Origin of the sequence: Streptomyces sp. NBC_01261 (genome assembly GCF_036226385.1) — a bacterium.
Taxonomy (GTDB): Bacteria; Actinomycetota; Actinomycetes; order Streptomycetales; family Streptomycetaceae; genus Streptomyces.
This window is the reverse complement of sequence record NZ_CP108463.1, coordinates 10220981-10240445: the sequence shown is the minus strand read 5'-3', so window position 1 is coordinate 10240445 and position 19465 is coordinate 10220981. Positions and strand designations below refer to the sequence as shown.

Sequence of the window (19465 nt, the reverse complement as noted above, 5' to 3'; positions counted from 1 at the left end):
AACTCCCTGTGCGGAAGGAGTCGCACAAACCCCTTATGCCTGTGCGCTGTTGCCGCCCTTGGCCCTCGGGCTCTTGGACTGGGTCTTCGGCAGCGCGAGTTCGATCTCCTCCCGCAGTTCGTGGATCCTCGGATAGCCGGCGTACTGGGCGGTGAGCCGGTACATCTCGCGCAGCCGGTCCCAGGTGCGGTGGGAGGAGTTCGATCCCATCGACGCCAGGGCCAACCGCGCGTACCTGTCCGCCTGTTCGGGGTCGTCGGCGATGAAGCAGGCCGAGGCCATCGACAGGAAGTCGAAGATCTTCGACCGCTGCCGTCCGTCGACCCGCAGCGCCAGGGCCTTCGACGCGAAGTACTGGGCGTGCACGGCCGCTCCGGGCTCGTGCTCGGCCAGGGTGCGGTAGGCCAGGGCCTGCATGCCGTAGAGATCCTCCTCCTTGAACGTCTGCATCCAGCTCGGGGGCGGTACGTCACCGCGGTCGGAGACGAAGAGGTCCTCCGCCTGGCCGAGGGTGCGGCGCATGGCCTGACCCTTGCCCATCGACGCCTGTGCCCAGGCCTCGATGGTGCAGAGCATCGCCTGGGTGCGCGGCAGCACCTCGTCGCCGGAACCGGTCTTGGCGAGTTTCATGAGATCGAGTGCGTCGTCGGGCCGGCCCAGGTGCACCATCTGGCGAGCCGCCCGTGAGAGCGCCTCCCCGGCGCGGGGCCGGTCGCCGCCCTCACGGGCCGCGTGGGCGGCGATGACGAAGTACTTCTGGGCCGTGGGCTCCAGGCCGACGTCGTGCGACATCCAGCCCGCGAGTACGGCGAGATTGGCGGCGACGCCCCACAGGCGCCGCTGTACATCGGCGGGGTGCCGGTAGGCGAGCATGCCGCCCACCTCGTTGAGTTGTCCCACCACGGCCTTGCGTTGCAGCCCGCCGCCGCGGGCCGCGTCCCAGGCACGGAACACCTTGACGGACTCCTCCAGTTCCTCGATCTCCTGCGACCCGATGGGGGCGGCCTCGTAGCGGTCGAACCCAGCGGGGTCGGCGTGCAGGGGATCGTCGAACCGGGGAGCGTCGGCGGAAAGAGTCGGATCGGAGTGCAGCCATGCGTACATGGCGCTGCTGAGTGCGGAGCCTGCGGCGAGCGCGGCGCCCGCGCCCACCAAGCCGCGTCGGTTGAGCATGAGGTCCATTCCCGTGAATTCGGTGAGGACCGCAGCTGTCCGTTCGGGCGCCCACGGCACACCGTCGGGATGTTCCACACTCCCGTCGTCGGGCCGTTTTCCCGTACGCCCGTGCCGGACCAGACCGAGGTCCTCGATGGTCACGACACGGCCGAGACGCTCGGTGAACAGAGCCGCCAGCACCCTCGGCACCGGATCGCGCGGGATCTCTCCCGTGTCGATCCAACGCCGTACCCGCGAGGTGTCGGTCGACAGCTGGGGGTGGCCCATGGCCGCCGCCTGCCGGTTGACCCGCCGCGCGAGCTCGCCCTTGGACCAGCCGGCCAGGCCGAACAGGTCCGAGAGACGGGAGTTGGGTTGTCCGTTCACGTCAAGCCCCCAGGTTCTCGGCTGACTTGAACATAGCCCGGCGCGGGTTGCCGGGCGACTATTCGCCAGGGTTCGCCAGGGTGCGCCAGATGGTGTGCCACTGCGCATCTGGTGTCAGGTAGGAACGCGCCACCCCGACCCGGTCACCGAGGGACATTCCCCAGGGTGATCCCGTGGGACCGGGCCGGGCAGCGCGTTTGTTTGGACAGGCACTGCAGGCACACGAAGGGATCTGTACCTCCCATGTACACAGCATCGTCCTCCGTGTCCGCCCCGCCCCGGTCGCTGCACCCCCGCCCGGGCGTCGGCGGCCCCTACCTCGACCCGGCGCGGCCGGCGGCCGCCCCCGTGCTCGGCGCGGGCAGGCCGCGGCGCGTTCCCGGGCTCGGCCCCCAACCCCTCAGCGGGAGACTCGACTTGTCCGGCCCTCAGGGCGCCCAGTTGCGTACGGCGATCGCGTCGGTGCACCGGATCTGCCCGGAGTTCGCTCCGGTGCAGGTGCTACGCCGCAACGGGCGCTCGGTGCTTCTGGTCGGAACGACCGGACGCAGCACGGCTGTTGCGAAGTGTTTACTGGACCACTCCCCCGCGTGGGCCGAGCGGATCCGGCACGAGATAGCCGCGTACCGCTCGTTCGTCCGGCACCGCCCACCGGTGCGGGTGCCGCGCCTGATCGCGGCGGACCCGGACAACTGCACGCTGGTCATCGAGCGGATGCCGGGCCGGGTGGCGGCGCTGCACCGGCACCCGGCGGAGGCCCCGCCGCGGGCGGACATCCGGGCGGCGCTCGGCTCCATCTGCCGGCTGAACGCCTGGCGGCCGCCGGCGGGCACGTTCGACGCCCCGCTGGACTACGCGGCCCGCATCTCCCGCTTCCACGAGCTGGGGCTGCTCACCGACCGGGACATGGGAGACCTGCAGAAGCTGCTGCACGGCATCGCGCACTCGGCGGGCCGGGGCGGGATGGGCCAGTTCTGTCACGGTGACGCCCTGCTGTCCAACATCCTTCTCTCACCGGCCGGTCCAGTGCTGGTGGACTGGGAGCACGCCGGCTGGTACCTGCCGGGCTACGACCTGGCCACGCTGTGGGCGGTCCTCGGGGACGCGCCGGTGGCCCGGCGGCAGATCAGTCAGATCGCGCAGTCGGCGGGACCGGCCTCGCGTGACGCGTTCCTGGTGAACCTGATGCTCGTACTCACCCGCGAGATCCGTACCTACGAGATGGCCGTGCAGCGTTCGATGCATGACTCGACCCCGGCGGCACCGGGAGTGGTGGCCCACCCGGGTGCTGCGCCGTCCGGCGAGGAACAACGGCTGCTGCTGAGGCGGCTGCACGACGACTGCCAGATGGCCCGACGGGCCGTGCGTGCGGCGGTCGGCACTCGCTGACGGGGACGAAGGTCCGGGGTGCGCCCTGCAGCGGCGCACCCCGGACCTTCGTGTGTCCGGCCGACATATGGCCGACCCCTATGTGTCCGGCCGACATATATCTGCCGGGGCCCCGCCGCACTCCCCCATTGGTGTACTCCACTGACGCCCCGCAGGCCCGGGAGTCGCCGCCACGAAACTCCTCGCATCCCCCGTTGACATGGGAAATCGTCTCCCTCTGGGCATGATTGACGGATCGTCGGCCAGCCGATACCACTGACGCACGCCCGGCCCCGCACGGTTCATGACAATCCCACCGTCCCAGGAGGCTGCATTGCGAGGATCCTCGACCGACCCCACCCGCTCTCCCGGACACAGACGCGCTCGCCGGTCCGCCGGCGCGCTCGCCACCGCCGCCCTGCTGCTGCCCCTGCTGGGCGCGGCCCCCTCGGCGAGCCCCACCGACTCCTCCGCCGCCACCCTCCAGCGGGCGTTCGCGTCGGCGTCCGCCGAATACCACGTGCCGCAGACGGTGCTGCTGGCCGTCTCCTACCTCCAGTCCCGCTGGGACACGCACGGCGGAGCGCCGAGCGTGACCGGCGGCTACGGCCCGATGCACCTCACGGACGCCCGCACCGCCCTCGCCGCGACGGAGCACCTGAGCGAGGGCGCCGAGGACCCCCGCGGCGACAGCGCCCGCACCGCCCTGCACCCCACCGCACAGGTCCCGGCGGACTCCCAACTCCCGGCCCGGCTCAGGACGTTGACGAAGGCGGCCGAGCTGACCGGCCTTCCGGCGACCGACCTCCGTACCGACGAGACCGCCAACGTGGCCGGCGGCGCCGCACTGCTGGCCGACGCCCAGAAGGGCCTCGGCGAGTCGCTGAGCGCGGACCCGGCCGACTGGTACGGCGCGATCGCGCGCTTCTCCGGCGCGGACGACACGGCGACGGCGGCCGCGTATGCCAACGATGTCTACGACGTGATCCACACCGGCGAGGCGCGCACCACGGACGCCGGGCAGCAGGTCGCGCTGGCCGCCCAGCCGAGTCTCGCGCCCGACACCGCGCAGCTGAGGGAGACCGGCCTGCGCACGGTCTCCGCCGACGGCACGGAGTGCCCGAAGAAGGTGTCCTGCGAGTGGATCCCGGCGCCGTACTCCCAGTTCGGGGACGACGACTACGGCAACCACGACCTGGGCGACCGGCCCGCGTCGCAGAGCATCAAGTACATCGTCGTCCATGACACGGAAGGCCAGTGGGCCGGTGTCCTGAACCTGGTCCAGGACCCCACCTATGTGTCCTGGAACTACACGATCCGCTCCACCGACGGTCTCATCGCCCAGCATGTGAAGGCCAAGGACGTGGCCTGGCACGCGGGCAACTGGTACATCAACGCCAAGTCGATCGGCATCGAGCACGAGGGCTTCCTCGCCGCGCCGGACGCCTGGTACACGGAGGCGATGTACCGCTCGTCGGCACGGCTGGTGACGTACCTGACCAGGAAGTACGGCATCCCGCTGGACCGGCAGCACATCCTCGGCCATGACAACGTGCCTGGGCCGACCACGTCCACGGTTCCCGGGATGCACACCGACCCGGGCCCGTACTGGGACTGGGCGCACTACTTCGACCTGCTGGGCCACCCGGTCAAGCAGACCGCGAAGAAGGGCGGCGGCCTGGTGACGATCCGTCCCGACTACGCCCGCAACCAGCCGGTGTACACGGGCTGCGTCACCGCCGGCCAGCCGTGCGCGGTGCACGGGTCGAGCGAGGTCCGGCTGTACTCCGGGCCCGGCGAGACCTACCCCCTGATCAAGGACATCGGCCTCGGGACGACCCCGACGACCGGGGTCAACGACCTCTCCTCACGGGTGTCCACCGGGCAGCAGTACGCGGTGGCCGACCGGTCCGGGGACTGGACCGCGATCTGGTACCTGGGTCAGGAGGCCTGGTTCAAGAACCCGAAGACCCACCCCACCGCGGTGAAGGCCGCGGGCCTGGTGGTGACGCCCAAGGAGGGCGTGGACAGCGTCCCGGTGTACGGCCGCGCCTACCCGGAGGCCTCGGCCTATCCGGCGGGAGTGCCCGCCCAGGCGATCTCCCCGCTGCCGTACAAGCTGCTCAAGGGCCAGAAGTACGTGGTCGGTGACAAGGTGCCCGGCGAGTACTACTACGCGGTCACCTTCACCACCGACTCGCACAAGGTCGTCGTAGGAAAGGATCTCTACTACGAGATCCAGTACGGCCACCGGGTGGAGTTCGTGCGCGCCGCCGACGTGACGGTGGAGCGGTCCAGCCGGTAGCAGCCGCCTCAGCCCTGCTGGAACAGTTCCGCCGGGAGCGGTTTCAGCAGGGCGTAGAGGTCGTCCGTGATGGGGCGGTCCCAGGCGGCGATGGTCACCAGGACGTTGTCGCTGCGGTCGAACTGGACGCAGGAGATCCGGCTCTCGGAGAGCTTGAGACGGCGCACGATCAGCAGGTTGTCGCCCTGCATCACCGGCATGTCCTCGACGCCGACGACGGTCACCTCCTCGTCGTTCTCCAGCGCGAGGAGCAGCTGCGCGACCTCGAACGGGATCTCGTCCTCGGCGACGTCACGGGCCGGGGAGCCCTCCGGCAGATTGCCGATGACCATCGCGGGGCCACGGCCGCCGAACAGGTCGTACCGCAGGAACACGCCCTGGCAGGTGCCATCGGGCGCGGGCAGCAGACCGGCACCCAGGTTGCCGGGCCAGTCGCCCGGGTCCATGGCCAGCACATCGAATTCGGGGCCGGCGGGGGTGGCGCTGCGGCGGCGGAGGAACGACATGAAGCCATGGTACGGGGTGCCGTTCGGCGATGTGCGCGAGGTCACGTGGGTTCTGGGGGCCTTGTCGGGTGCGGGTCCGTCGTGGCTTGTCGCGCAGTTCCCCGCACCCCTAGGTGAGTGCGTCCCGTGTTGGCGGGATAAGTGCCGTTTCCAGCCCTGAACGCTCCGTGCCCACCTTCCGGCAGACCGACGAGAGCAAGCGCACCACCGTCTGTTCTTCCGTGTGGAGTTCTACGGCTATTTCATGGTCCGTACTGCCTTGGGCGGCCAGGGTTGCGGCTGCGCGTTCCTGGGATGTGAGGGTGTCGGTCTCTGTGCTGTGGAGGCGGCGGGGGCGTAGGCCCGCTGCTGCCAGTTCGGCTCGGGCCGTGTCCGCGAGGCCGTCGGCGCCGCATTGGACTGCTGCGTCGAGGCCTCGGTAGAGGTAGTCGCCGGCTTCCTTGGACCTGCCCACTCGGCGGAGTTCGGCGCCCAGGGCGACGAGGGCGCAGGCCAACTCGTAGGCGGCCGGGGAGCGTTCGAGGTGGGTGACGGACTCTTCCAGGAGTTTGGCTCGGGCCGAGCCGGTGGAGACCTCGGCGGCGATGCGCAGGGCCTGGCCGATGGCGGACGAGGTGCCGAACTGGCGGGCGCGGGCGACCGCTTCGTGGGCGGTGGCGACGGCGCGCTCGGGGGTGTCGTGCCGTTCGGCGCGGGCGAGGTGGAGCTGCCAGGGGCACCACGCGGGGTTGCGGATGCCGCGCGGGTCCAAACGGCGGCCGGCGGCGGCCAGTTCGGCAGCAGCCTCCTTGGCGAGACCGCGGGCCAGGAGCAGTTCGCCGTAGACGGTCTGGGCGTCCGGAAAGACGACGGCGGCCGGGAAGGGTTCCGCGAAGGCGTGGTCCTCGGCGAGTTGTACGGCTTCGGTGACCCGGCCGCGGGCCAGCAGGACCTCGATGAGGATGCCGGTGCCGTACCAGTAGACGGGGGTCCCGGGTCCGACGCGTTCGGCGAGGCGCAGGCCCGCGCGGGCGAAGTCCTCGGCCTCGGCGAGCCGGCCGCGCCGGTAGCGGAGGTAGCCGAGGAAGGTGTACCCGAAGGACAGGTGCGCGCCGCGCCAGCCCTGTTGTTCGAAGTCGGCGATGCCGGTGGCGAAGAGTTCCTCCGCGCGGCCCGGCCGGTCGCAGTACATGAAGGTGAGGGCGACCAGCACCGGCACCTCGAAGCCTCGGTCGGCCTCCGCCCAGCCGAGACCACCACTCAATGCGCGCTCGGCATGGTGCAGGGCCACATGTGCGGGTTCACCACGGAGTACGGCGTCCCAGGTGCGGAGGCCGATGATGTACCGCTCGGTGAGGTCGCGGCCCTTGAGTCGGTCGGCGAGTTTGGTGAGGCGGCGGGAGCGCGAGGGGTGGTCGGGTTCGTCGGCGCGGAAGGCGTCCCACATGAACTGCTCGGAGAGCATGCGGAGTTTGACCCGGGCGTCGTCGGTGACGCGGATCTCGCGGGCGAGGGTGTCGGAGGCCTCGGCGAGGCGGTCGCTGTGGGCGAGGACCTGGGAGAGGCGGTAGACGATGTTCTGGCGCAGGCCGGCGTCGCTGATCGGCTCTTCGAGGGCGGCCCGAAGGTGGTTGACGGTGGTGGCCGGTTCGGTGAGCAGGGAGGCGCTGCCCAGTTCGTAGAGGACGGCGGCCCGGTCGTCGAAGGGCGGGGGTTCGCGCAGGGCGCGGGCGAGGTAGCTGCGGGCGGTGTCGGGGGCGCCCGCGCGCAGGGTCTCGCCGGCTGCCGCGCGGAGTTGCTGGACCACCCAGTTGTCGCCGTCGGGGTGGGTCTCCATGAGGTGGCGGGCGGCGGCGGAGGGACCCTGGCCCTCGTTGATGACGCACCAGGCGGCCTGGCCGTGCAGGGCCACGCGGACGCCGGCGGGGATGGCCCGGTAGACGGCGGTGGCGATGAGCGGGTGGACGAATTCGAGGGTGCCCGCGGTGGTCAACGTGCCGGTGAGGATACGGGCGCCGCGCAGGGCGTCGACGGCGTCGGCGGCCTCCTCGTGGCCGAGTCCGGCGACGGCGGCGGCGAGCATCGGATGGGGCTCGGTGCCCAGGACCGCGCAGGCCCAAGCGAACCGCACGGTCGAGGTGCCGAGGCGTTCGAGGCGGGTGGTGAGACCGCTGCCCTTGACGGCGGCGGCGAGGTCACGCAGTTGGTAGGCCCCGGCCTCGGTGGGGTTCAGCCCCCGGTCGTGGATCTTGGCGGTGAGTTCGACGGTCTCGAAGGGGTTCCCGGCGGTGACGGCCCAGCACTCGTGGCAGAACGCGTCGTCCGCGTGCTCGCCGAGCGTCTCGCGCACCAGGTCGGCTACGGCGGCGACGCTGAGCGGTTCGAGGTCCAGGGGGCGTCCGCCGGCCCGGCCGGGCAGTCCCCTGAACGACTCGGCGTGGTCGGGGAGTTCGTCCGGGCGGTACGCGACGACGACCAGCAACGGGAGTTGCTCGGCCCGGGGCGCGAACGCGGCCAGCCAGCCCAGGGATTCGGGGTCGGCCCAGTGCGCGTCGTCGAGGACGAGGACCATCGGGGCGCGCTTCACCGCGAGGTGGGTGACCACCCAGTCGAGACCGTCGCGCAGACCCTGCTGGTCGGGCGGGGAGCCTTCGGTGGGCGCGCACAGGCCGAGGGCGGGGCCGACGATGTCGTACCAACTCCCCAGCGAGGAGCGGAGATCGGCGTCGGCCGAGCCGGCGAACTGCGGTTGCAGGAGCTGTCGGGCGACGTGGAAGGCCACGCGCTGTTCCTGGTCGCCGCCTCGCGCGGAGAGCACGGTGCAGCCCTGGGCGGCGGCGCGACGGCGTACTTCGGTGAGGAGGGTGGTCTTGCCGATGCCGGCCCGGCCCGCGAAGGCGAGCAGCGCACCGCGTGGCCGGTCACCCGGTTCGCCGCCGTCCGTGCGCAGACCTGTCAGTTCGCCCAACGCCTCGTCCACGGCGGCGAGTTCACTCTCCCGTTCGAAGAGTGTCCTTCTGCTGCGCGCACTCCGCTGCCCCATGCCATACCCCCTGCCACGGTGGTGCGCCCGCGCGGGGAGCGAACGCGTACCGTGAGCTACAGGGACCTCAGCGTACGCTTCCCGAGGGTCGCACGACCCGGTAGTCGACGAAGGCGTACCGGCAGGTCCTCCTGTGCTATCAGTGACGGCGGAGGCACGGTCCCCGCTTGATCGAGTCCCGCCCGAGACGGACGATGGGATCATTGATCTCCCCCTCAGGCTCGGAGGCGAACGTCGATGGACGATCTACGTCAACTGCTGCGCGAACTTGAGGTCTTCGCGGGCGAACTGCCCACCTTCGATCCCTTGGCCGCGCCGGACACCCCGTCCGAGTTGTTCACCGAGTGGCTCCTGGGGGCACTGGAGGCCGGCGTGCGCGAGCCGCACGCGATGACCGTCTCGACAGCCGGCGCCGACGGCAACCCGACGGCAAGGACCCTGATCCTCAAGGGCATTGGCCCCGACGGCTGGCGCTTCGCGTCGGACGGCGGCAGCGTCAAGGCCCGCGATCTCGCCCAACGCCCTTTCGCCGCCCTGACGTTCTACTGGTCACCGCTCGCCCGCCAGATCCGTGTGCGCGGTCCCGTCGTGGCGGCGGACGAGGCGGCCGGCGCGGCGGACTTCCTGGCCCGCAGCACCGGCGCCCGCGCGGAGGCGCTGGTCGGCCGTCAGTCGCAGCCGCTGGCGGACCTCGCGGAACGGGACGCGGCGGTCAAGGAGTCCCTGGAACGCCTTGAGGACGAGCCGGACCTCGTGGCACCTGGCTGGACGTTGCACACCGTGCGCCCGGAGTCGGTCGAGTTCTGGCAGGGCGACAAGGAGCGTCGGCATACGCGGCTCGTGTATGTCCGTGAGGGTGGGGGCGCGGGCCAGGGTTCAGGGTGGCGCAAGCAGTTGTTGTGGCCGTGATCGGTGCCTTGTCTGTCGGGTGTGGGACTTCGGGCGGCTGAGGCTGAACGGCCTTATGGCTACGGCGACTTGGCCGCGCGGGAAGGCACCCCTTCGGCCAGCTGAACGGCGTGGCGGTCACGGCCGGCGACCATCCGCCCGGCTCCGCCAAATCGACGTCGCCCCGGCACGTCACCGTGGAGACAAGGGACTTGCTCACTCGTCCAACGCCGTCGGCGGCACCACCGCCACCGGACTCGCCGCGTGCAGCAGCACCGCCTGGGTGACCGAGCCGAGCAACCGGGCCGGGGACAGCAGGCGGCGGCGATGGCGGCCCACGACGACGAGGTCGGCGTCCTTGGAGGCGGCGACGAGGTGGCCGGCCGCGTCGCCCGGGGCGACGTACGGCTCGGTGGGGACGTCCGGGTGGTGTTCGCGGTGCGGGGCGAGGAGGGCCTCGGTGAGGGTGCGGGTCTCGTTCTCGATGGCGTCCTGGTCGATGACCGACGGGAGGAGTTCGCCGGGGGACGCCCAGGCCTGCGGCGGCCAGGGGTAGGCGGCGACGACCTGGAGGCGGGCTCCGCGCAGGGCTGCCTCGGCGAAGGCGAAGGCGAGGGTGGTCTCGTCGGGGCTGTCCACGTGCAGTCCGACGACCACGCGGGGTCCGGGTTCGGCCGGAATCGCGTCGTGGACCTCGCGGCCGGGCCGGGGCACCACGACCACGGGGCAGCCGGCGTCGCGGGCGGCGGCCATGCCGTTCGAGCCGAGCAGCAGGCTGGCGAAGCCACCGCGGCCACGCGAACCGAGCACCAACAGCTGTGCGGTGGAACCGAGTTCGGGCAGTACCGCGGCCGGCGCGCCCTGCAACCGGAGGTACTCCATGACCGGCCGGTCGGCACGCCCTTCGACGTACGTACGGACCTGGTCGAGCACCTCGTCCTCGTCCGGGTCCGGCGGCCCGGCGACCAGGACGCCGGGCGGTGTCCAGGCGGCGGCGTACTGCCACACATGGACGACCCGCAAGGGCGCCCCGTGTCCACGGGCCGCGTCGAGGGCCCAGTCCAGGGCGCGCAGGCTGTCGTCCGAACCGTCTACCGCCGCGATGACCGGCAGGGTGCTCATGGGTTCCTCTCCTCCGGAGTGACGGGACCTTCCCCCCCTCCGGGGCCAGCCTGTCTCAGGCACTGGCTTCGGAAGGGTTCTGAAGGTCGCGTGTCCGGAAAATCAGGTCCGACACCCCTCCACGTACTCACTGCGTGCCGATCACGCGTCGACGGTGACGGCGATGGCGACGAGTCGGCGTTCGCGGCCCAGGACTCGGTCGAGGAGGTGCACCAGGCGGTACATGAGAAAGCGTCGCCTCATCATCTTCTGGACGCGGACGGTCTCCGCGGGATCCAGGAGCAGGGCGGTCGCCCGCACGGCGGGTGCGTCGGCGGGAACCGTGCCCTTCATGTCGCAGGGGGCGATGGTCACTTGGGGGTTGTTGCGGATCCGCTTGACCTTCCCGGCCTCCGGCGGTGTCAGGACGTAGAGGGTGCCGTCCTGCACGAGGCCGCCGACGGGGGTGGGGACGGCCTGGCCGTTGCGGCGGAAGGTGGTGAGGCTGACGTGGCTGCCCTCGCCGATGCGGTCGAGAGCCTGGTCGAAGTCGCCGCGCGGGGTGGTCATGCGGGTCTCCAGGGCTAGCGGGTGTGACGGGGGCGGCTAGCGGGTCTTCCGGCCGGCGAGCGCACGGGCCGTGCGGGCGGCCTGCTGCTCGACGGAGGACCGGGTGTTCCAGGGGCCGGGCAGCATGTCCTGTTGCTGGAAAAGGGCCAGACCGTGGGCCGCCGCGGCGACCTGGACGAGCAGTTCGAACGCCTCGTCCGGGTCGGGGGCGACGCGGCTGGTGACGGGCATCAGGTCGTCGTGCAGGGCACCGCCCGCCGCGGCCAGTTCGGGGTGCCGGCTCTTGTCGAGGCCGGCCAGGAAGGTGATGTCGAAGAGGGCGCGCTCCTCGGCTGCGAACCGCACATAGGCGGTCGCGAAGGCCGCCAACTGCTCGACCGGGTCCGAGTGCGCGGCCAGCGCGGTGCGGTAGCGGCGGCGCTGCTCCTCGTAGCCCTTCAGAGCCAGCGAGGCCAGCAGTGCCTCCCGGTCACTGAAGTGCTTGTAGGGGGCCGACACGCTCACCCCGGCCCTCCGGCACGCCTCGGCGAGGGTGAACCCGTGCGGGCCTCGCTCACCGACCAGGGCGAGGGCCGCCTCCTCCAGCGCGTTGCGCAGATCTCCGTGGTGGGCAGGCAGGCAGGCAGGCCACGGTGCCCCTCGCGACCGCCTGGTCCCCGTACGACTTCTGGAGGAACCCATGACCGGATCGAACCCCGCGCACTGGACAGCCCGGGACATCCCCGACCAGCACGGCCGCACCGCCGTGATCACAGGTGCCAACACCGGCATCGGATTCGAGACGGCCAAGGCCCTCGCCCTGCACGGAGCGGAAATGGTCCTGGCGGTACGGGACACCGACAAGGGCAAGCACGCGGCGGCGGAGATCGCTCTCGTCGCGCCGTCGGCACGGGTGCACGTCCAGCGGCTCGACCTGAGTTCGCTCGCCTCGGTCCGCGACGCGGCCGGGGAGCTGAGGGACACCTACGCCCGGATCGACCTGCTGATCAACAACGCGGGCGTGATGTACACCCCGTACCGGACGACCTCGGACGGCTACGAGCTCCAGTTCGGAACCAATCACCTCGGTCACTTCGCCCTGACCGGGCTGCTGTTGGACCTGCTGCCGCTCTCGCCCGCCTCCCGCGTCGTCACGGTCGGCAGCGCGGGCCATCGCATGGGCGGCCCCATCGATCTCGACGACCTCGACCGGCACAGACGTCCCTACGACCGGACGGCCGCGTACGGGCACTCCAAGCTGGCCAACCTGCTGTTCACCTACGAACTCGACCGCAGACTGCCCGCCGGTGGGCCGCTGGCCGTCGCCGCGCATCCCGGCGGTGCCGACACCGCCGGTTCCCGGAGCGCGATGTCGCACTCCTCCGCCCTCACCCGCACGGCCTTCGCGGCGATCCGACCGCTGCTCCTGCAGTCCCCGAGAGGGGGGCACTGCCCGTGCTGCGCGCCGCGACCGCCCCGGACGTACGGGGCGGTGAGTACTACGGCCCGCGCGGATTCCAGCAGAGCAGGGGGTACCCCAAGGTGGTCCGCTCCAGCCCGCAGTCGTACGACACATCGCTGCAACGCCGCCTGTGGGCACTCTCCCAGGACATGACCGGCATCGAGTTCCCAGCGGGCACGCAGCCCGGCCGCCACCCTCACGAGTGAAGGCCGGGCTGAGGATGCCAGTGCGCACGTCCCCCGAGACTTCGTCGGGGAACCGTCACCATCAGGTGAGGTCGAACTCCCCTTCCCGCGCCCCCGACACGAACGCGCCCCATTCCGCGGGCGTGAAGATCAAGGAAGGGCTTTCCGGGCGGCCGCTGTTGCGCATCGCGATGAATCCCTCGACAAAGGCGATCTGGACATCCCCCTGGCCACGGCTGCTCGAGTGCCAATCGGCGTCACTGAGGTCCAGCTCCGGCTTGTCCCAGCCCGCAAGCGGGTGCTGCTGGATGGTGCTCTCGGCCACGTCCGTGCTCCTCCCGATTCGTCGTCCGCGGCCAGCCTAGCGATCGGTTTCTGATGCCAACAGGCCACGTGAGGGGGACCTTTCAGGAGGCGGGGGGTTCACTGCCCACGAGCCACATCGCGAAGAACTGTGATCCGCCGCCGTAAGCGTGCCCGAGAACCCGTCGAGCGCCCTCCACCTGGTGTTCTCCGGCCTGGCCCCGCACCTGAAGGGCGGCCTCCGCGAAGCGGATCATGCCCGAGGCGCCGATCGGATTGGTGGAGAGCACCCCCCCTGACATGTTCACGGGAAGGTCGCCGTCCAGTTCGGTCACGCCCGATTCGGTGAGTTTCCAGCCCTCCCCCTCCTCGGCGAATCCGAGGTTCTCCAGCCACATGGGCTCGTACCAGGAGAACGGCACGTACATCTCCACGGCGTCGATGTCCCGGCGCGGGTCGGCGATCCCGGCCTGCCGGTACACGTCGGCGGCGCAGTCCTTGCCGGCCTGTGGCGACACACAGTCCTTTCCGGCGAACAGTGTGGGTTCGCTCCGCATTGCGCCCCCATGCATCCAGGCCGCCGGACGTGGTGCGCGAGCCGCTCCCGCCCGGTCGGTGAGCACCATCGCGCAGGCACCGTCCGAGGACGGGCAGGTCTCCGAGTACCGGATCGGGTCCCACAGCATCGGCGAGGCCTGCACCTTCTCCAGCGTGATGTCGTGCTCGTGGAGATGCGCGTAGGGGTTCTTCAGCGCGTTGCGCCGGTCCTTGTACGCCACCAGCGAGCCGACCGTGTCGGGCGCCCCGGTGCGCCGCATATAGGCGCGTACATGGGGTGCGAAGAACCCGCCCGCACCTGCCAACAACGGCTGTGTGAAGGGAATCGGCAGGGACAGCCCCCACATGGCGTTCGACTCGGACTGCTTCTCGAAGGCGAGGGTGAGGACAGTGCCGTGCACGCGCGCCGCGACGAGATTCGCGGCGACCAGCGCGGTGGACCCACCCACCGACCCCGCGGTGTGCACCCGCAGCATGGGCTTCCCTACGGCACCCAGCGCATCGGCGAGATACAGCTCGGGCATCATGACGCCCTCGAAGAAGTCGGGCGCCTTCCCGATGACCACGGCGTCGATGTCGGCCCACGTCAACTCGGCGTCATTCAGAGCCCGTTGGGCCGCCTCCCGCACCAGGCCCGCGATCGACACGTCCCGCCGGGCGGCGACATGCTTGGTCTGGCCGATCCCTACGACGGCCACGGGTTCCTTGCTCATCGCGGATCCCCTTCGAGTACGGCGACCAGGTTCTGTTGCAGACAGGGGCCGGAGGTGGCGTGCGCGAGGGCCCGGTCGGACTCGCCCCGGTGAATGCGGGCGGCGGCCTCGCCGATACGGATGAGCCCCGCGGCCATGACGGGGTTGGCGGCGAGGGCACCCCCGGACGGGTTGACGCGCACGTCGCCACCGAGGCGCAGCGCCTTGCGCAGGACAACCTCCTGCGCGGTGAACGGCGCGTGCAACTCGGCGGTGTCGACGGGCCGTTCGAACACCCCCGCCTTCTCGGCGGCGAGCCGCGTCGACGGCGAGTCGGTCAACTCCCGTACGCCCAGCCCGTGCGCCTCGATGCGGTGGTCGATCCCCCTGATCCAGGCGGGCCGTTCGCACAGCTCGCGGGCCCGGTCTCCGGCCGCGAGGATCACGGCGACGGCGCCGTCACCGACCGGCGGACAGTCACCGGTGCGCAGCGGTCGTACGACATAGTCGCCCTGGGGCACCGAACCCCGCACCTGCGCATGGGAGTTGGCGCTCGCGTCGGTCCGGCTGCGGGCGGCGACGGCGGCGAGCGCGGGCTCGTCGGTGTCGCCCGCGTCGATGAGGGCCTGGGCCTGGAGAGCGGCCAGGGCGACGGAGTCCGGCCACAACGGGGCGACGTAGTACGGGTCGAGCTGTCGGGTCAGGACGTCGCGCACCGAGCCCGGGGACGACTTGCCGTACGAGTAGACGAGCGCGGTGTCCGCGTCGCCGGTGAGCAGCTTGGTCCACGCCTCGTAGAGCGCCCACGCGCCGTCCATCTCGACGTGCGACTCGGAGATCGGCGGCCAGGCGCCGACGCCGTCGAGGGCGAGGGTGAAGGAGAAGGCGCGGCCGGCGAGGTAGTCGCTGGAGCCGGAGCAGGTGAAGTCGATGTCGGCGGTCTTCAGTCCGGTCTGTTCGAGAACGCCGTGCAGGACCGGCATCAGCATCTCCACCTCGGAGAGCTCGTCGGTGGTGCGCCGGTGGTCGGTCTGCGCGAAGGCGACGACGGCGATCTCCCGCATCGCAGCAGCTCCTTGCATCACAGCAGCTCCTTGTAGACGTCGTAGTCCGCGTCGGGCTCACCGGTCGGCCGGTAGTGGTCCGGATAACGGCCGCCCTCGCTCCACACCGCCTCGACCCGCAGCCCCATGCGCACCTGGTCGTACGGGAGCCCGCCGATGCGTCCGTGCAACGCGAGGTCGGCGCCGTCCAGGGCGATGTGCGCGTAGACGTACGGCACCTCGATGTCGAGGTTCCTCGCCTTGATGTTGACGATGCAGAACGTGGTCACTGTGCCGCGCGGCCCCACTTCGACATGTTCCGATGTGGCCACACCACATGTGGGACACGCACCCCTCGGAGGGACGTACACCTTGCGACAGGAGGGGCAGCGTTCGCCGACGGTCCGCTGCTCGGAGAGCCCGCGGATGTAGTCGGTCTGGGCACGGCCGGGCGAGTAGACGTAGTCGAGGCGAGCCGGGGCCACGATGCCGGTGACCATGTCCTCGAACTCACCGCTGTGGGCGGCGGGTTGGCGTCCCTCGTCGCCATCGTCTCCGCCTTCGTACGGCTCGAAGCAGGCGATGTCGGTGATGGCGCCCGTGCGTTCCTCGGCCCAGCGGACGCGGACGCGCATGCCGGTGCGGACGGCATCGGGGCCGGGCGCGTCCAGGGCATGCAGGAGGGCGGTGTCGGCACCGTCGAGCCGGACCAGAACCCAGGCGAAGGGCGTGCCGAGGGGCTGACCGCGCCGGGGTTCGTGGTTCCAGGCCCAGGTGGTGACCGTACCGGTCGCGCCGACCTCGACAAGATCGCGGATCTCCTCGGCGGTGACGGGGTCGTACTCCACGGGAGGGACTAGGGTCCGCCCGTCACCGGTCTTCACCCCGAGGACGACACGCTCACGCAGCCCGGTGAGGAACGCACTCTGGACCGGGCCGAGGGAGCGGGTGAAGGGAAACTCCAGGACGAGGGGGGCTTTAAGTACTTCGGGCACAGCATCTCCTCACTGAACAAACGAGGTTGCGGGGTTCTCCCTAGGGGCGCGGGGAACTGCGCGACCAGCCACAACGAACCCGCAGACAAAAACGGACCGACCAGCAGCGCACCTACACCCGCTTGTAAACAGGCGCCCGCTTCTCCGCAAAGGCACGGGCCCCCTCCTTCGCATCGGCGGTGTCGAACACCGGCCACCCCCGCTTGAGTTCGGCCGCAAGCCCCTCCGCCTCGGTCAGCTCCGCCGTCTCATACACCGACGCCTTGACCGCCTCAACTGCCAACGGCCCACACTCATTGACGAGTTCGGCAATCTCCAACGCCTTGGCAAGCGCCGCACCCTCCGGCACGACATGCCCGACGAGACCAACGCTCGCCGCCTCCCGCGCGCTGTACGGCCGCCCGGTCAGCAACATCTCCAGCGCATGCGTACGCGGAATCTGCCGCTGGAGCCGGACAGTTGACCCCCCGATCGGAAAGAGCCCGCGCTTGACCTCGAAGAGCCCAAAGGTCGCCGACTCCCCCGCGACCCGGATATCCGTGCCCTGAAGAATCTCCGTACCGCCGGCCACGCAGTACCCCTCAACCGCGGCGATCACCGGCTTGCGGGGCCGGTGATGCCGCAGCATCGCCTTCCAGTGCAGATCCGGGTCAGCCGTGAGCCGATCCCGGTACTGCTGCCCCTCCATGCCTTTGCCGGCCAGGGCCTTGAGATCCATCCCTGCGCAGAACGCACCACCCGCCCCGGTCAGCACGATCGACCGGATCGCGTCGTCCGCGTCGGCCTCGACCCAGCCGTCGTACAGCCCGACCAGCATCGGCAGGGAGAGCGCGTTCTTGGCCTCGGGCCTGTTGAGCGTGAGCACCAGTGTGGCGCCCTCGCGCCGCACGGTCAGGTGTTCCGTACCGCTCATGGTCGTCCTCCCGTCGCCGTACCGCCTCCGGAACGAGAACAGGTTGCAGGAGGTGCCCTGCCAGTACAAGGGGTTTCTGACACTCAGTCAGATTTCTTCTGCGCGGACCCTTCACAGTTGCCGCGCCCTTTGCTCTGATGACCGGCGAACCGATGTCAGGAGGAGTGGTGGAGTACAACATTGCCGACCTGTTCGAGTCGGTCGTCGACGTGGTCCCGGACCGCGAGGCGCTCGTGTACATCGACCACCCGGGTACGGGCGCGGAAAGCCGCCTGACCTACGCGGAGTTGGACGCTGCCGCGAACCGGATCGCCCATCACCTGATCGACACCGGGATACGCCCGGGTGAGCATCTCGGGCTTCATCTCTACAACGGCGTCGAGTACCTGCAGACGGTGCTGGGCTGCCTCAAGGCGCGGGTCGTCCCGGTCAACGTCAACTACCGCTACGTCGAAGAGGAGTTGGTGTACCTCTACCGGGACGCCGACCTCGTGGCGCTGGTCTTCGACACGGAGTTCACCGAGCGGGTGGCGGCAGCACTGCCGCGTGCGGAGCAACTCCGGCACCTGGTACGGGTGGGAGCACTCCAGGCGGACGGGCCGGACGTGCCCGCCGTGGCCTTCACGGACGCCAAGGCCACCGGGTCTCCCGAACGCGGGTTCCCGGCACGGTCGGCGGACGACCAGTTCATCATCTACACCGGCGGCACGACCGGGATGCCCAAGGGTGTGATGTGGCGCCAGGAGGACCTGTTCTTCTCGGGGCTCGGCGGGGGCGCGCCGACCGGCGAACCGGTCAAGAAACCCGAGGAGTTGGCCGAGCGGGTCGCGGCCGGCGGGGCGGGGATCACCTTCTTCCCCACTCCCCCGCTGATGCACGGCACCTCCACGCTCACCGCGTTCATCGGCTTCAACTTCGGCCAACGCATCGTGATCCACCGCAAGTTCGTGCCGGAGGAGGTGCTGCGGACCGTGGAGAAGGAGAAGGTCTCCAGCATGTCCCTGGTCGGCGACGCGATGCTGCGTCCGCTGATCGACGCCCTCAACGGGCCGATGAAGGGCACCGACTGCTCGTCGATGTTCAGCGTGTCGTCATCCGGCGCGATCATGTCGGAGACGGTGCGCAGGCAGTTCCAGGAGCTGCTCCCGAACACGATGCTGCTGAACAACTACGGTTCGTCCGAGTCCGGCTTCAACGGCACCGCGACGGCCGACTCCGGGGCCGGGAAGTCGTTCCGCATCCGCGTCAACTCCCGTACTCAGGTGGTCGATCCGGCTACGTACGAACCGGTCGCCGTCGGTGAGATCGGCCGGGTCGCCCAGTGCGGTCACGTACCGCTCGGCTACTACAACGACCCGAGGAAAACCGCCGAGACCTTCTTCGAGAAGGACGGCCAGCGATGGGTCCTGCTCGGTGACATGGCGACCGTGGACGCGGAGGGCGTCGTCACGGTCCTCGGGCGCGGGTCGCAGTGCATCAACACCGGTGGGGAGAAGGTGTATCCGGAGGAGGTCGAGCAGGCGCTCAAGTCACACCCGGACGTCTACGACGCGCTGGTGGCCGGAGTACCGGACGTTCGGTGGGGCAACCACGTGGCCGCCGTCGTACAACTGCGGGCGGGTGCGGAGCGGCTGTCGCTGGACGAGATCCAGACGCACTGCCGGACGCATCTCGCCGGGTACAAGATCCCGCGCCAGTTGGTGATCGCGGACTCCATCCAACGGTCGCCGAGCGGCAAGGCGGACTACCGGTGGGCGCGGGAGGTGGCAGTCTCCGCAGATCAGTGAGTCAACAGTGGGTCAATGAGCAGGCCGGATTGAACTGACGGTAGCGTGCGGCCGTACCGATGGTGACGAATCTGGTGGCCCGGGCCAGGTCCGCCGTGCCGTCACCGGGCTCAGCACGGAAGGACGTTCGGGTGCCGCTCTTCACTCGCTCTCACCCACTGCCGGATCAGAAGGCCTCTGGGGAGACCGACCCGACAGCGGCGCCGGAGACCGCCGCACCGCCCGAACCACAGAACCCACCCGAGC

15 protein-coding genes and 1 pseudogene are annotated in these 19465 nt (G+C 70.4%); 5 read left to right on the top strand and 11 right to left on the bottom strand.

The annotated features are described in order from the left end of the window. Positions 1-33 precede the first annotated feature (33 nt). Positions 34-1542: a DNA-binding protein NsdB gene (locus OG226_RS45430; RefSeq protein WP_329352407.1), complete on the bottom strand. Its 1509-nt coding sequence runs from the start codon at positions 1540-1542 to the stop codon at positions 34-36. 243 nt (positions 1543-1785) lie between these two features. On the opposite strand from OG226_RS45430, the gene OG226_RS45425 reads away from it, so the two are divergent. Both OG226_RS45425 and OG226_RS45420 read left to right on the top strand, forming a co-directional pair. Beyond that, entirely contained in the window at positions 1786-2931 is a 1146-nt protein-coding gene (locus tag OG226_RS45425; RefSeq protein WP_328685359.1) for an aminoglycoside phosphotransferase family protein, read from the top strand. A gap of 313 nt (positions 2932-3244) precedes the next feature. Continuing rightward, on the top strand, positions 3245-5215 hold the full coding sequence (locus OG226_RS45420; protein WP_329352406.1) for an N-acetylmuramoyl-L-alanine amidase: 1971 nt from the start codon (positions 3245-3247) through the stop codon (positions 5213-5215). 8 nt (positions 5216-5223) lie between these two features. On the opposite strand, the gene OG226_RS45415 is transcribed toward OG226_RS45420, so the two are convergent. Further along, positions 5224-5721 (bottom strand): hypothetical protein, encoded by a 498-nt coding sequence (locus OG226_RS45415; RefSeq protein ID WP_033280692.1) that lies wholly within the window; start codon positions 5719-5721, stop codon positions 5224-5226. Positions 5722-5830: 109 nt separating this feature from the next. Further along, positions 5831-8743 (bottom strand): ATP-binding protein, encoded by a 2913-nt coding sequence (locus tag OG226_RS45410; protein ID WP_329352404.1) that lies wholly within the window; start codon positions 8741-8743, stop codon positions 5831-5833. Positions 8744-8980: 237 nt separating this feature from the next. Between OG226_RS45410 and OG226_RS45405 the strand changes: the two genes are divergently transcribed. Beyond that, a complete protein-coding gene (locus tag OG226_RS45405) occupies positions 8981-9652 on the top strand; it encodes a pyridoxine/pyridoxamine 5'-phosphate oxidase (RefSeq protein WP_328685356.1) in 672 nt (223 codons plus the stop codon). 195 nt (positions 9653-9847) lie between these two features. On the opposite strand, the gene OG226_RS45400 is transcribed toward OG226_RS45405, so the two are convergent. The 3 genes from OG226_RS45400 to OG226_RS45390 all read right to left on the bottom strand — a co-directional run bounded on the left by OG226_RS45400 (position 9848) and on the right by OG226_RS45390 (position 11983). Next, positions 9848-10753, bottom strand: coding sequence for a universal stress protein (locus OG226_RS45400; RefSeq protein ID WP_329352403.1), 906 nt, complete (start codon positions 10751-10753; stop codon positions 9848-9850). 141 nt (positions 10754-10894) lie between these two features. After that, positions 10895-11302: a PPOX class F420-dependent oxidoreductase gene (locus OG226_RS45395; protein WP_329352402.1), complete on the bottom strand. Its 408-nt coding sequence runs from the start codon at positions 11300-11302 to the stop codon at positions 10895-10897. Between the two features lie 36 nt (positions 11303-11338). Beyond that, positions 11339-11983 (bottom strand): TetR/AcrR family transcriptional regulator, encoded by a 645-nt coding sequence (locus tag OG226_RS45390; RefSeq protein WP_329352400.1) that lies wholly within the window; start codon positions 11981-11983, stop codon positions 11339-11341. Here OG226_RS45390 and OG226_RS45385 point away from each other — a divergent pair. Continuing rightward, positions 11982-12949: pseudogene (locus tag OG226_RS45385) on the top strand (oxidoreductase). The gene OG226_RS45390 and the pseudogene OG226_RS45385 sit on opposite strands and share 2 nt — an antisense overlap. Before the next feature lie 61 nt (positions 12950-13010). Here OG226_RS45385 and OG226_RS45380 read toward each other — a convergent pair. The 5 genes from OG226_RS45380 to OG226_RS45360 form a co-directional block, all read right to left on the bottom strand. Continuing rightward, entirely contained in the window at positions 13011-13253 is a 243-nt protein-coding gene (locus OG226_RS45380; protein WP_328685351.1) for a DUF397 domain-containing protein, read from the bottom strand. An 82-nt stretch (positions 13254-13335) separates the two neighbouring features. Continuing rightward, positions 13336-14502, bottom strand: coding sequence for a thiolase domain-containing protein (locus OG226_RS45375; RefSeq protein WP_328685350.1), 1167 nt, complete (start codon positions 14500-14502; stop codon positions 13336-13338). After that, positions 14499-15563 carry a thiolase domain-containing protein gene (locus tag OG226_RS45370; protein ID WP_328685349.1) on the bottom strand — a complete coding sequence of 355 codons (1065 nt, stop codon included), beginning with the start codon at positions 15561-15563 and terminating at the stop codon, positions 14499-14501. Before OG226_RS45370 ends, OG226_RS45375 begins: the two co-directional genes overlap by 4 nt. Then, the gene (locus OG226_RS45365; protein WP_328685348.1) at positions 15563-16519 is read right to left on the bottom strand and encodes a Zn-ribbon domain-containing OB-fold protein; all 957 of its coding nucleotides are present in this window, start codon (positions 16517-16519) and stop codon (positions 15563-15565) included. The genes OG226_RS45370 and OG226_RS45365 overlap by 1 nt, the downstream gene beginning before the upstream one ends. A 112-nt stretch (positions 16520-16631) precedes the next feature. Beyond that, complete coding sequence (locus OG226_RS45360) at positions 16632-17432, bottom strand: crotonase/enoyl-CoA hydratase family protein (protein ID WP_329352399.1); 801 nt, start codon at positions 17430-17432, stop codon at positions 16632-16634. Positions 17433-17599: 167 nt separating this feature from the next. Here OG226_RS45360 and OG226_RS45355 point away from each other — a divergent pair, with 167 nt between their 5' ends. Continuing rightward, complete coding sequence (locus OG226_RS45355; RefSeq protein ID WP_329352398.1) at positions 17600-19219, top strand: acyl-CoA synthetase; 1620 nt, start codon at positions 17600-17602, stop codon at positions 19217-19219. Positions 19220-19465 lie beyond the last annotated feature (246 nt).

What these genes read in the sequence shown, in the direction of transcription:
- OG226_RS45390 (WP_329352400.1), bottom strand. Translation starts at nt 11,983, where the DNA reads ATGGGTTCCTCCAGAAGTCGTACGGGGACCAGGCGGTCGCGAGGGGCA.
- OG226_RS45370 (WP_328685349.1), bottom strand. Translation starts at nt 15,563, where the DNA reads ATGCAAGGAGCTGCTGCGATGCGGGAGATCGCCGTCGTCGCCTTCGCG.
- OG226_RS45360 (WP_329352399.1), bottom strand. Translation starts at nt 17,432, where the DNA reads ATGAGCGGTACGGAACACCTGACCGTGCGGCGCGAGGGCGCCACACTG.
- OG226_RS45395 (WP_329352402.1), bottom strand. Translation starts at nt 11,302, where the DNA reads ATGACCACCCCGCGCGGCGACTTCGACCAGGCTCTCGACCGCATCGGC.
- OG226_RS45400 (WP_329352403.1), bottom strand. Translation starts at nt 10,753, where the DNA reads ATGAGCACCCTGCCGGTCATCGCGGCGGTAGACGGTTCGGACGACAGC.
- OG226_RS45410 (WP_329352404.1), bottom strand. Translation starts at nt 8,743, where the DNA reads ATGGGGCAGCGGAGTGCGCGCAGCAGAAGGACACTCTTCGAACGGGAG.
- OG226_RS45405 (WP_328685356.1), top strand. Translation starts at nt 8,981, where the DNA reads ATGGACGATCTACGTCAACTGCTGCGCGAACTTGAGGTCTTCGCGGGC.
- OG226_RS45415 (WP_033280692.1), bottom strand. Translation starts at nt 5,721, where the DNA reads ATGTCGTTCCTCCGCCGCCGCAGCGCCACCCCCGCCGGCCCCGAATTC.
- OG226_RS45425 (WP_328685359.1), top strand. Translation starts at nt 1,786, where the DNA reads ATGTACACAGCATCGTCCTCCGTGTCCGCCCCGCCCCGGTCGCTGCAC.
- OG226_RS45375 (WP_328685350.1), bottom strand. Translation starts at nt 14,502, where the DNA reads ATGAGCAAGGAACCCGTGGCCGTCGTAGGGATCGGCCAGACCAAGCAT.